Genomic DNA, 12,710 nt, shown 5'->3' with positions numbered 1-12,710 from the left:
AGATGCGAGCAAATCCGTGGGACCCATCGGCCGAACGAGGTCGCGTGGTTGATTGGAACTCGCGTCGCGGAAACCATCTTGGCCAGCGGCCCAACACGCCGCACCAACAGGCCGGACATATGGACGCAAGCGATCCGATCAAACCTCACAAAGCTCTTGTGCCACGGGGGCCGTCCACATATGGGTCCCGGATCTGCGCTCGCTATGCTCGCTTGTCCGGGACGACAGTATTAATTGGGGCTAATAGCAGCGCGGCCGACTTACGTCGGCAACACCGCACCCTTCAACGCGCTTGCCTGCGGGGCGGCGGTGCGGGTCAGCCTGGTGCGCTCGGTGTTCGGCCAGAGCAGCAGAAGGCCGAGCAGGCCGGAGCCGACCATGACCGCCGCGTTGATGGTGAAGCCGGTCATGTAGCCGTCGAGCATGCTGCCGGCGCGCTGGATCACGGTGCCCATCACGTTCGGCGCGATGATGCCGGCGAACGTGTACAGCGCGCCGTAGATCGCGATGATGGCGCCGCGCTGCGACACCGGCGTGAACTCGCCGAGCATGGGCGGGCAGACCACATAGATCGCGCCGCACAGGCCCGTTCCGACCACGAGCAACGCGAGCTGGAGGCCGGCCCCCTGAACATGCGGCATCAAAGCCAGGATCAGGCCGCCGATGACCAGCGGCACGGAGCCGAGCACGCCGCGCGCGACGCGGGTGGTCGCGCCGCGCGCCATCATCACCTGCGAGATCCAGCCCGTCAGGATCACGATGGTGGCGCCGAACACCCAAGGCAGGGTCGAGATCCAGCCGGCATCGCTCTGCGAGAAGCCGAGCCCCTCGATGATGAAGGGCGTGAACCATGTAAGCCCGAGCGACAGCGCCCAATAGGCGCCGAAGGTCGCGGCCACGCAGCCGACGAAGGTGCGTGAGGTGAGGAGCTGGAGATACGGGATCTTCGGTTCGGTGGCCGCCAGGACCTGCGTATCCTCCAGCGGCCCCTCCCTGCCGAGCGCGAGCCAGGCTGCGACCCAGATCAGTCCGACGACGCCGAGCGCACCGAAGGCGTAGTGCCAGGAATGATTGACGATGATCCAGTTCAGCGCCGGCACGGCCAGGATCACGCCGAAGGCGGAGCCCTGCGACAGGACCGCGGTCGGCAGCGCGCGCTTCTCGTCGGGAAACCATTTGTAGATCGCGTGCACGGCAACCGAGAAGGCCGGCCCCTCGCCGGCGCCCAGCACGATGCGGCAGATCAGCAGCGTGGTGAAGCTGACGGTGCCGACCATCGGAAACTGCGCCAGCGCCCAGACTACGGCGAGCGTCAGCAGCACCCAGCGCGTCGGCACCTTGTTGACGATGAAGCCGACCACGATGGCCGAGATCGAGAACAGGAAGAAGAAGCTTGATCCGAGCAGGCCGAACTGCTCCGGCTCGAGCTTCAGGTCGGTCATGATCGGCACGCCGGCGAGACCCACGACGATCTTGTCGGCGAAGTTGACCAGCATGAACAGAAACAGGAGAAATGTGATCGTCCAGGCGCCCTTCGGTGTTTGCGCGGATGTGGTCTTGGACGTCCCTGTCGTCTTGCCCGCCGCCGTTGGCGTTCCCTGAGCGCTCATCGTTCTCCCCGTATGTCTTTTTTGGCACTTTTTGATTTGGCCGTTTTGGAGCTAACAACGGCTTTGAAGCCAACGCAACCCCGGCATTTCCGCATCAAGTGTGCTACGCAGCATTCCGGGTTAATTCCGTCCGGCGCCATTCATCGTGCTCAGAATCAAAAATCTCTCCAAGAGCTTCTCCTCGGCCGGTGAGCCGGTCCGCGTGCTGCGCGGCGTCGATCTTGACCTAAAGGCAGGCGAGCGCGTCGCGCTGACCGGCGAATCCGGCAGCGGCAAGAGCACGCTGCTGCATCTGATCGCGGGGCTGGATGCTGCCGACAGCGGCTCGATCCGGCTTGAGGATACCGAGGTCACCGCCTTGTCCGACGCGGGGCGCGCAAGCCTGCGGCGCGACCGGATCGGCCTCGTGTTCCAGCAGTTCAACCTGATCCCCAGCCTGTCGGTCGAGGACAATCTCGTCTTCCAGGCGCGGATCGCCGGCCGGCATGATGCGGCCTGGGGCAAAGAGCTGGTCGAGCGGCTTGGGCTCGGCAGCCTGCTCAAGCGCTATCCCGAGCAATTGTCCGGGGGACAGCAGCAGCGGGTCGCGATCGGCCGGGCCCTGGCGACAAAGCCCTCGCTGCTGCTTGCGGACGAGCCGACCGGCAATCTGGACGAAGCAACCGCCGACGACGTGCTGGCGCTGACGCGCGACCTCGTCGCGCGGACCGGCTGCGGCTTCCTGATGGTGACGCACAGCCTGCATCTGGCCGCCACGCTCGACCGCCATGTCATCCTGCATGCGGGGCGGATCACATGAGGCGCGCGCTGTGGGTCCTCGCGGTGCTGCTGAGCCACTGGCGACGGCACAAGATGCAGTTCGCAACGCTCCTGATCGGGCTGATCGCGGCGACCGCATTGTGGAGCGGGGTGCAGGCCATCAATCAGCAGGCCCGCAACGCCTATGATCGCGCGGCGGCAACCTTTGGCGGCGTGCGCACCGCGATGCTGGTCGCGCCGAATGCCGCGACGTTCTCACAGGATTTGTTCGTCAAGCTCAGGCGCGCGGGCTGGCCGGTCTCGCCGGTGCTTGAGGGCCGCGTCCAGCTCAACGGGCATTCGTTGCGCCTGCTCGGCATCGAGCCGGTGACGCTGCCGGCCGACGTCGGCAACGCGCCCCGCCTCGGCGCTGCGGATCTGACCAGCTTCGTCGCGCCACCGGGGCAGACACTGGTCGCACAGGAGACGCTGACCGATTTGCAGGAGCAGGAAGGCGCGACACCGCCGATCAGCAGCGGCGCAAGACTGCCGCCGCTGCACGTGCTGCCGCAGCTCGTGCCCGACGTGCTGGTCGTCGACATCGGCGTGGCGCAGCGGCTATTGAACAAGCCGGGCCAGGTGTCGCGGCTCCTGATCGGCAAGCCGAAGGGCAAGCCGGCGCCGCTTCAAAGCGTCGTCGGCGACCAATTGCAGCGCATCGAACCGAATGCGGAGACCGAGCTGGAACGTCTCACCGACAGTTTTCATCTCAATCTCACGGCGTTTGGCCTGTTGTCGTTCTTCGTCGGCCTCTTCATCGTCAACTCGGCCGTGGGCCTCGCCTTCGAGCAGCGGCTGCCGATGCTGCGCACGCTACGCGCCTGCGGCGCATCGGCGCGGCTGGTCAACACGGTGCTGGTGGTCGAGCTGGTGGTGCTGGCGCTGCTCGCCGGCCTGATCGGGCTCGTCTGCGGCTATTTCATCGCGGCCGCGCTGCTGCCCGATGTCGCGGCGTCCCTGCGCGGGCTCTATGGCGCGCAGATCCCGGGACAGCTCACGCTGCACGCCGAATGGTGGTTCGCCGGCATCGGCATCAGCATCGCCGGCGCGATGGTGGCGGCGGCGACCAGCCTGATCAAGGCGATCCGGATGCCGGTGCTGGCGACCGCGCAGCCGCGCGCCTGGCAACAGGCGCAGCATCGCTGGCTGATCCTGCAAAGTGGCGCCGCCTGCGCCGTCTTCGCGTTCGCGCTGCTGCTGCTTCGCTACGGCGAATCGCTGATCGCGGGTTTTGGCGTGCTCGCTGCGCTGATGCTCGGCGCGGCGCTGATCCTGCCGGCGTTCCTCGAGATCATCCTGCTCGCAGGCCAGCGCCGCGCGCGCGGGCCGCTCGCGCTGTGGTTCTGGGCAGACAGCCGGCAACAGCTCTCCGGGCTGTCGCTCGCCCTGATGGCGCTCCTGCTCGCGCTCGCCGTCAATGTCGGCGTCTCCACCATGGTGGAAACCTTCAGCCGCACTTTCATCGGCTGGCTCAACGGACGGCTCGCCGCCGACGTCTACATCAGCGCATCCGACAATGCGCAAGGCATTGCGATCCGAAACTGGCTGAAGGAGCGCAGAGAGGTGCAGGCGATCCTGTCAGGCGGGCGCGCGGAAACGCAGATCGAGGGCCAGCCGGTGGAGTTGCTTGGCCTACCCGATCACGCGCTCTATCGCGAGCGCTGGCCGCTGCTGGAAGCTGCGCCACGCGCCTGGACCCAACTCGTGCCGGGCAATGCCGCCTTCATCAGCGAGCAATTGAGCCGTCGCCTCAACGTCCGGGTCGGCGATGTCGTCGAGGTGCCGGCGCCGGGCGGGCCCTGGGAGCTCGACATTGTTGGCATCTATGCCGACTACGGCAATCCCAAGGGACAGCTCGCCGTGAATGTCGCGGCGCTGATCCGGCAGTTTCCGCAAACGCCGCAGACGCGGATCGGCCTCATCGTCGCGCGCGAAAAAATCCCCGGGTTGATCGCGGCATTACAGAAGCAGTTTTCGCTCGACGACCGCAGCGTCGCCGACCAGGCGACGGTGAAAGCGGAGTCGATCCGCATCTTCAACCGGACCTTTGCCGTTACATCCGCGCTGAACGCCTTCACCCTCGGCGTCGCCGGGATTGCGCTGCTCACCAGCCTTCTGACGCTGGCCAACTCCCGCCTGCCGCAGCTCGCGCCGCTCTGGGCGATCGGCATCACGCGGCCGCGGCTTGCCGCGATCGAATTGACCAAGACGCTGTCGGTCTCGCTGTTCACGGCGCTCCTGGCGCTGCCGCTGGGGCTGGTGGTGGCGTGGTGCCTGATCGCGATCGTCAATGTGAAGGCGTTCGGCTGGCGGCTGCCATTCCACGTGTTTCCGCTGCAACTGGTCGAGCTGGTGGCGGTCGCGCTGTTGGCCGCGCTGCTTGCCGCGCTGCTGCCCGTTGCGCGGCTGGCACGGATGCAGCCGACCGATCTCGCCAAGGTGTTTGCCAATGAGCGCTGAGATGATTTCGCGCCGCGCCTTCGCCGGCGGCATCGCCGCACTCGCTTTCGCGCGCCGCGCGGGCGCGCAAGGTTATGCCGGTCTCGGCGTCACCGCCGACGGCTTTCCGCCGGTCACGCCCGGAAAAGTGTTTTCCTTTCCAACCGATCACGGGCCGCATCCGGAGTTCCGCATCGAATGGTGGTATCTCACGGCGAATCTCACCGACGGCAGCGGCGCGGCTTGCGGCCTGCAATGGACGCTGTTCCGCCAGGCGACGCGGCCGGGACCACAAGGAGAGGGTTGGGCCAATCAGCAGGTGTGGATGGGGCACGCCGCGGTGACGCGCGCCGACACCCATCGCTTCAGCGAACTGTTTGCACGCGGTGGTGTCGGACAGGCTGGCGTCCACGCAAAGCCATTCATGGCCTGGATCGACAATTGGGAGATGAAGGGATCGGAGCGCACCGATGATCGGATCCTGGCGCCGCTGACGCTGAAAGCTTCGGGATCCGATTTCAGCTACGCGCTGACGCTCGAAGCCGATCGTCCCGTCGTGTTGCAGGGCGACGGCGGCTACAGCCGCAAGTCCGAGCGCGGACAGGCGTCCTACTACTACAGCCAGCCGTTCTTCCGTGCCCGCGGCACGCTCACCCTCGACGACAAGGCCGTCGACGTTTCGGGCCGGGCCTGGATGGACCGTGAATGGAGCAGTCAGCCGCTCAGCCCCGACCAGACCGGCTGGGACTGGTTCTCGCTGCATCTGCCGAACGACGACAAGCTGATGCTGTATCGGCTGCGCCAGAACGACGGCCGCGAAAATCTCTTCGGCAACTGGATCGGACCGGATGGTCGCTCGGTCGAGATCGCGGCGCCCGGCAACAGCCTCACGCCGCTGGCGATGACCGAGATCGACGGCCGCAGGCTGCCGACGTCCTGGCGCGTGAACCTTCCCGCGCACGGCTTCGCCATCGAAACCACGCCGCTGAACCCGCGGAGCTGGATGGGAACCGGCTTCTCCTATTGGGAAGGCCCGATCCGCTTTACCGGCACGCATAACGGCGTTGGCTATCTCGAACTGACCGGGTATTGAACCGCGGGCTCTTCAAGGGAATCAGCGATGTACCACTTCACCGCCCTCATCACGCTGCTGGCGATCCTCATGTATTTCTTCACCTGCATCAACGTCGCGCGCTCACGCGGCCGGACAGGCGTCAAGGTGCCGGCGATGTCGGGCCATCCGGATTTCGAGCGTGCCTTCCGCATCCAGATGAACACGCTGGAATGGATGCCGATCTTCCTGCCGTCGCTCTGGCTGTTCGCGATCTATATCAGCGACGCCATCGCAGCCGCGATCGGCGCGGTCTGGATCGTCGGCCGCATCGTCTATTTCGTCGGCTATTCGAAGGCGGCCGCAAAGCGCAGCCCGGGCTTTGCGATCCAGGGCATCGCCAGCATCGCGCTGTGGGCCGGTGCGCTGGGCGCGGTGGTGTTGCGGCTGGTGTGATGGCTGCACCGCAGCCGCTCCAGTCTCAGCCGTCGTCCCGGACAAGCGAACGAAGTGAGCGCCGATCCGGGATCCATAACCACAGGGTGTGGTTTGGCGAAGATTGGTAGCCACCATCTCGCGCCACAACTTCTCCCTGGGGTTATGGGTCCCGGCCTTCGCCGGGACGACACCGAGGTTGTGGCGCGACCGTCGCCTTACTTGGTCAGCGGGCAGCCGCTTTCCTTGGCGGTGAAGAACGCCTTATCGCCGGGGACTGTCGCGAGCAGCTTGTAATAGTCCCAGGGCTTCTTCGACTCCGAGGGCTTCTTCACCTCGAACAGATACATGTCGTGGACCATGCGGCCGTTCTCGAGCACCTTGCCTTGCGCAAAGGCGTCGTCGACCGGAAGCTCCTTCAGCTTCTTGGCGACCGCGTCCGGATCCTTGGTGCCGGCCGCCTTGACCGCCTTCAGATAGCTCAGCGTCGCCGAATAGGTGCCGGCGTGGATCATGCTCGGCATGCGCCCGGTGCGCTTGAAGAAGCGTTCGCCGAGACTGCGCGTCTTGTCGTTGAGATCCCAGTAATAGCCCTCGGTGAGCACGAGGCCTTGCGCGGCCTGCAGGCCAAGGCCGTTGACCTCGGCGAGCGTCATCAAGAGGCCCGCGAGCCTCTGGCCGCCGGTGACGATGCCGAACTCGGCCGCCTGCTTGATCGAGTTGGTGGTGTCGAGGCCGGCATTGGCGAGCCCGACGATCTTGGCCTTCGAACTCTGCGCCTGGAGCAGGAAGGAGGAGAAGTCCGACGAGTTGAGGGGCACACGGACCGAGCCGACCACCTTGCCGCCATTGGCGGTGACGATCTCGCTGGTGTCCTTCTCCAGCGCATAGCCGAAGGCGTAGTCGGCGGTGAGGAAGAACCAGGTGTCGCCGCCGGCTTTCGCCAGTGCGCCACCGGTGCCGACCGCGAGCGCGCGGGTGTCATAGGCCCAGTGGAAGCCGTAGGGCTGGCAGGCGTCGCCCGTGAGGCGCGATGTCGCGGCACCCACGACGATGTCGATCTTCTTCTTTTCCTTGGAGAGCTCGTGGATCGCGAGTGCGACGGACGACGTCGTCAGCTCCGTGATCATGTCGACGTTCTCGACGTCATACCAGCGCCGCGCGATCGAGGTGGCAAGGTCCGGCTTGTTCTGGTGGTCGGCGGTGACAAGCTCGATCTTCTGGCCCAGAACTTCGCCGCCGAAATCCTCGATCGCCATCTTGGCGGCTTCGACCGACCATTTGCCGCCATAATCGGCGTAGACGCCGGACTGGTCGTTGAGGATGCCGATCTTGACACCTTGATTGGCGTTTTGGGCGGAGGCCGGCGCCCCGAGCAACACGCAAGACGCCGCGGCCGCCAAAAATACTGATTTCATATCTTAACTCCCAGCAGTGTTCTGTTGTGAAATCGCGCGGATACTAGTGAAGAACCCCGCCCCTGCCCATCCATTTCGGCCTCAGCCGTTAGTATGGCGGGCGGGCGATCAACCTCCGCTCGTCGTCCCGGACAAGCGCAGCGAAGCGGAGCGCAGATCCGAGACCCAACCACAGGGAGTGGTTGGGCGAAGACTAGTGGTTACCAGCTTTGCGCCACAACTTCTCCCTTGGGTTGGGTCCCGGCTTTCGCCGCGACGACACCGTGATTGCTGGTGGGTTGGTGGTCATAACGACCGACTAATCAGGCAGCAACCTCCGGCTTCTTGTCGCGGCGCCCATCGGCAAGATTGCGCACGACCACATAGAAGATCGGCGTGAAGAGCAGGCCGAACAGGGTGACGCCGATCATACCGAAGAAGACGGCGACGCCGACGGCCTGCCGCATCTCCGAACCCGAGCCGGTCGAGATCACCAGCGGCAGCACGCCGAGGATGAAGGCGAAGGACGTCATCAGGATCGGCCGCAGGCGCAGGCGGCAGGCTTCGATCACGGCCTCCAGCCGCGGCTTGCCTTCGAGCTCGATGTCGCGGGCGAACTCCACGATCAGGATCGCGTTTTTGGCGGCTAACCCCACCAGCACGACGAAGCCGATCTGCGTCAGGATGTTGACGTCCTGCCCCATGATGCGCACGCCGATGGTGGCAGCTAACAGGCACATCGGCACGATCAGGATCACCGCAAAGGGCAAGGTCCAGCTGCCATATTGCGCGGCGAGCACAAGGTAGACGAACAGCACGCAGATCGGGAACACGAGCAGGCCCGCATTGCCGCCGGTGACCTGCTGATAGGACAAGTCCGTCCATTCGAAGGAGAAGCCGCTCGGCAAGGTGTCGTCCGCGAGCTTCTTGATGGTGTTGAGCGCGGTGGTCGAGCTCGTGCCCGGCGCCGGCTCGCCCTGCAATTCGGACGCCGCATAGAGATTATAGCGCGCGACGCGGTCGGGGCCCGACACGTCCTTGAAGTCGACCACGCTGCCGAGCATCACCATGTCGCCGGAGGCGTTGCGCGTGCGCAGCCGCGCGAGGTCGCTGGTCTCTTTGCGGAACGGCAGGTCGGCCTGGGCGGTGACGTGATAGGTGCGGCCGAACAGGTTGAAGTCGTTGACATAGGTCGACCCGAAATAGGTCTGGATGGTGTCGTTGATGCTGGCGATGGGAACGCCGAGCTTCTGTGCCTTGGTGCGGTCGATGTCGACGAAGAGCTGCGGCGTGTTGGCGGTGAACGGCGAGAACACCGAGGTGAGATTGGGAGACTTGCGCGCGGCGGCCACCAGTTCGTCGGTCGCAGCCGCGAGCAATTCCGCCCCGCGGCCCTGCCGATCCTGGATCCGGATGGTAAAGCCGCCGCCGGTGCCGATGCCGGGCACGGCCGGCGGCGGAATGACGATGATGAAAGCGCCCTCGATCTTCGAGAGCCGCTTGCGCAGCTCGGCGGTGATGGCGTTCGCGGACAGTCCCTTCTTCAGGCGCACCTCGGGCTCGTCGAACACCGGAAACAGCGCTGCGGCGTTGCCGGCCTGGGTGCGGGTGGCGCCCGAGAAGCCGGCGAAGGCGGCAACGCGGACGATGCCCGGCGTATCCAGCGAGATCCGCTCGATCTCGCGCACGACCTCGGTGGTGCGCGCCAGCGAAGCCGCACCGGGCAACTGCACGGAGATGATGACGTAGCCGCGATCCTGCGCAGGAATGAAGCCCTGCGGCGTGGTCACGATCAGCCAGCCGGCGCTACCGATCAGCACGACATAGATCAGGAGCATCACCACCGAATGCCGGATCACGAAATTGGCGACGCCGGCATAGCCATGCGCCAGCCGGTCGAACACGCGGTTGAAGACGCCGGTGAAGGCATCCCAGCCGCGCGCGATGAAATTCCAGCGCGCCGGCGGCCGCTTCTCCTCATGCGGCACCAGGATCTGCGAGGCCAGCGCCGGCGACAGCGTCAGCGAGCAGAAGCAGGAGATCGCGGTCGCGACCGCGATGGTGACGGCGAATTGCTGGAAGAACTGTCCGGAAATGCCGCCCAGGAACGCCGTCGGCACGAACACAGCGCATAGCACCAGCGCAATCGAGACCAGCGCGCCGCCGACCTCCTCCATGGTCTTCAGCGCGGCGTCGCGCCGGCTCAGGCCGTGCTCCAGATGCCGCTCCACATTCTCGACCACCACGATGGCGTCGTCGACCACGATGCCGACTGCGAGCACGAGGCCGAACAGCGTGAGGTTGTTGATGGAGAACCCCAGCGCCGCCATCACCGCGAAGGTGCCGACCAGCGAGACCGGGATCGCGACGATCGGAATGATCGCGGGCCGCCAGCCCTGCAGGAAGACCAGCACCACGACGACCACGAGCAGCATGGCCTCATAGATGGTCTTGATCAGCTCGTGCACGGATTGCGCGATGAACTCGGTCGGGTTGTAGCCGATATTGTAGTCGAGGCCTTTCGGGAAGCTCTGCTTGAGCTTCGTCATGGTGTCGGAAATGCTTTTCGCGGTCGCGAGCGCGTTCGATCCGGGCCGCTGGGTCACCAGCATGGCGACCGCCGACTTGCGCAAGAGGAAGCTGTTGGTGGTGTAGGACAGCGCGCCGAGCTCGATGCGGGCGACGTCGCGCAGGCGCACCGTGCGGCCGTCGGAGCCAGCCTTGATCAGGATGTCCTCGAACTGCTTCTGATCCTTCAGACGGCCCGTGAAGGTGAGGTTCGGCTGGAAGGCGCGGTCCGCGATCGGCGGCTCCGCGATCTGCCCGCCCGCGATCTGCACGTTCTGCGCGCGGATCGCCGCGAGCACTTCGGTCGAGGTCAGGCCGAGATTGGCAATCCGGTCAGGGTCGAGCCACAGCCGCATCGAATAGTCGCGCGCGCCGAAAATCTGGATGTCGCCGACGCCGTCGAGCCGCAGCAGCTGATCGCGGACCTGGAGCAGCGCGTAGTTCGAGATGTAAAGCTGGTCGAAGCTGTCGTCGGGCGACAGCATGAACACGACCATCAGGATATCGGGCGAGTTCTTGCGCGTGGTGACGCCGTTGCGCTGGACTTCCTCGGGCAGGCGCGGCTGCGCGATCGCGACGCGGTTCTGCACCAGCACCTGGGCCTTGTCGAGATCGGTGCCGAGCTTGAAGGTGACGGTGATGGTGAGCTGGCCGTTCGAGGTCGCCTGGCTGTAGAGATACAGCATGTCCTCGACGCCGTTGATCTCCTGCTCGATGGGAGCGGCGACCGTGTCGGACACGGTCTGCGCGGAGGCGCCAGGATATTGCGTGGTGACGACGACGGTAGGCGGCACCACTTGCGGATATTCGGACACCGGCAGCGTGGTATAGGCGAGCGCGCCGACGATCAGGAGCACGATCGACAGCACCATCGCCAGGATGGGCTGGTTGATGGAGAGACGGCCCAGATTCATGACTTGCCACCGGCCGGCGCTTGCGCGGGGTGCGGGTTGACCTTGGCACCGACGCGGGCGCGCTGGATGCCGTCGACAATCACGCGATCCTCGGCCTTCAGGCCTTCGCGGATCACGCGCAGGCCCTCATCGAGCGGACCGAGCGTCACCGCACGCGCCTCGACGGTGTCGTCCGGCTTGACCACGAACACGATCTTGCGGGACTGGTCGGTCGCGACCGCGACGTCCGGGATCAGCAGCGCCTCGTAGGGCGCGCTGCCGATCAGCCGCACGCGGCCGAATTGGCCGGGCAGGATGGAAAGGTCGGTGTTCTTGATCACGGCACGGCTACGCAGCGTGCCGGTGGAGACGTCGAGGCGGTTGTCGAGGAAGTTGATGGTGCCGTCATGCGACGGCTTGGTCTCGCCGGCCAGCGTGACCTGCACGGGGTTGGGGGTATCGCGCGAACTCGGGCGCCGGCCTTCGAACCACAGCCTGCTGTACTTGATGAACGTCGCCTCATCCATGTCGAAATAGACGTAGATCGGATCGAGCGTGACGATCGAGGTCAGCGGCGTCGAGGTGCCGGTGTCGCTGCCCTGGACGAGATTGCCGGGGCTGACGAGATGGCGGCTGACGCGGCCGGTGATCGGCGCCACCACATGCGTGAACTCGATATTGAGCTTGGCGGCCTTCAGCGCGCCTTCGGCCTGCATTTCGGCGGCGTGCGCGGCCTGCAAGGCCTGACGGCGCTGGTCGACGACCTGTTCGGAGACCGCGCTGGTCTGGACCAGGTTCAGGCCGCGGTCGAGCTCGCGCTTGGCAAGCTCCACCTTGGCGCGCGCGTCTGAAAGCTGCCCCTCCGCCTGCGTGGCCACAGCCTCGAACGGACGCGAATCGATCACATAGAGCAAATCGCCCTGATGCACGATCGCGCCGTCCTGGAACTCGACCGAGTTGACGTAGCCGCCGACGCGGGGACGTACCTGCACTTCCTCCACGGCCTCGAAGCGGCCGGTGAATTCGTCCCAATCGGTCACGGTGCGCTTGACCGGCTGGGCAATGGTGACGGGGGGCGCCGGCGGTGCCGCCGCCTGCGAGGCCGGCTTTTCACAGCCGGCAAGCAGACCGGCAACGGCGAGCGCCAGGACGGCAGAAAATGCAGGCGGCGCGGATCGCCATCGAGCTGAGGACTGTCCTGCGTTCGGCTCGCTCATGTCTTGCCCCCTTCCTTGGTGGCTGCGGTCGCAAACAGGGTAACTGCTTACCCGCAGGCGGCACAAGATGGGTTTCTATGATGAAGCCTTCAAGACGCAAGGACACGCAATTTCTTAGGTCAGTGACCCTAGCCGAGTAGACGGGTTGACAGCGAGATAGCTGACCGCGCACGGGGCGATTAGCTGGCTGGATGCGAATGGACTTATTCGCCGGGCTCATGAATGGAAGCGCGTGCGACTCCTTCGCCTCTCCCCGCCCGCGGGGAGAGGCCGGATCGCATCGCAGGATGCGATCCGGGTGA

The 12,710-nt window shown here is 65.5% G+C and carries 8 protein-coding genes; 4 read left to right on the top strand and 4 right to left on the bottom strand.

Annotated features, from left to right (window positions below):
• Positions 1 to 260: 260 nt before the first annotated feature.
• Positions 261 to 1,610 (bottom strand): MFS transporter, encoded by a 1,350-nt coding sequence (locus AYJ54_RS36535; RefSeq protein WP_063706942.1) that lies wholly within the window; start codon positions 1,608 to 1,610, stop codon positions 261 to 263.
• A 145-nt stretch (positions 1,611 to 1,755) separates the two neighbouring features.
• Between AYJ54_RS36535 and AYJ54_RS36530 the strand changes: the two genes are divergently transcribed.
• From AYJ54_RS36530 to AYJ54_RS36515, 4 genes are read left to right on the top strand one after another with little or no spacing between them, the layout of a single operon-like run.
• Complete coding sequence (locus AYJ54_RS36530; RefSeq protein ID WP_063706940.1) at positions 1,756 to 2,409, top strand: ABC transporter ATP-binding protein; 654 nt, start codon at positions 1,756 to 1,758, stop codon at positions 2,407 to 2,409.
• Entirely contained in the window at positions 2,406 to 4,868 is a 2,463-nt protein-coding gene (locus AYJ54_RS36525; RefSeq protein ID WP_063706938.1) for an ABC transporter permease, read from the top strand. The genes AYJ54_RS36530 and AYJ54_RS36525 overlap by 4 nt, the downstream gene beginning before the upstream one ends.
• Positions 4,858 to 5,940 (top strand): lipocalin-like domain-containing protein, encoded by a 1,083-nt coding sequence (locus tag AYJ54_RS36520; protein ID WP_063706936.1) that lies wholly within the window; start codon positions 4,858 to 4,860, stop codon positions 5,938 to 5,940. The genes AYJ54_RS36525 and AYJ54_RS36520 overlap by 11 nt, the downstream gene beginning before the upstream one ends.
• Before the next feature lie 27 nt (positions 5,941 to 5,967).
• A complete protein-coding gene (locus AYJ54_RS36515) occupies positions 5,968 to 6,354 on the top strand; it encodes an MAPEG family protein (RefSeq protein WP_063706934.1) in 387 nt (128 codons plus the stop codon).
• Positions 6,355 to 6,551: 197 nt separating this feature from the next.
• Here the strand turns inward: AYJ54_RS36515 and AYJ54_RS36510 are convergent, their stop codons facing one another.
• From AYJ54_RS36510 to AYJ54_RS36500, 3 genes are all read right to left on the bottom strand, one after another.
• Positions 6,552 to 7,751 carry an ABC transporter substrate-binding protein gene (locus tag AYJ54_RS36510; protein WP_063706932.1) on the bottom strand — a complete coding sequence of 400 codons (1,200 nt, stop codon included), beginning with the start codon at positions 7,749 to 7,751 and terminating at the stop codon, positions 6,552 to 6,554.
• Positions 7,752 to 8,053: 302 nt separating this feature from the next.
• Entirely contained in the window at positions 8,054 to 11,212 is a 3,159-nt protein-coding gene (locus tag AYJ54_RS36505) for an efflux RND transporter permease subunit (protein WP_063706931.1), read from the bottom strand.
• Positions 11,209 to 12,408 (bottom strand): efflux RND transporter periplasmic adaptor subunit, encoded by a 1,200-nt coding sequence (locus tag AYJ54_RS36500; protein WP_063706929.1) that lies wholly within the window; start codon positions 12,406 to 12,408, stop codon positions 11,209 to 11,211. The genes AYJ54_RS36505 and AYJ54_RS36500 overlap by 4 nt, the downstream gene beginning before the upstream one ends.
• Between the last annotated feature and the right edge of the window lie 302 nt (positions 12,409 to 12,710).

Origin of the sequence: Bradyrhizobium centrolobii, from assembly GCF_001641635.1 — a bacterium.
In the GTDB taxonomy this organism is placed as follows: domain Bacteria; phylum Pseudomonadota; class Alphaproteobacteria; order Rhizobiales; family Xanthobacteraceae; genus Bradyrhizobium; species Bradyrhizobium centrolobii.
The sequence above is the reverse complement of the archived record's forward strand: the minus strand, read 5'-3'. Positions and strand labels throughout refer to the sequence as shown.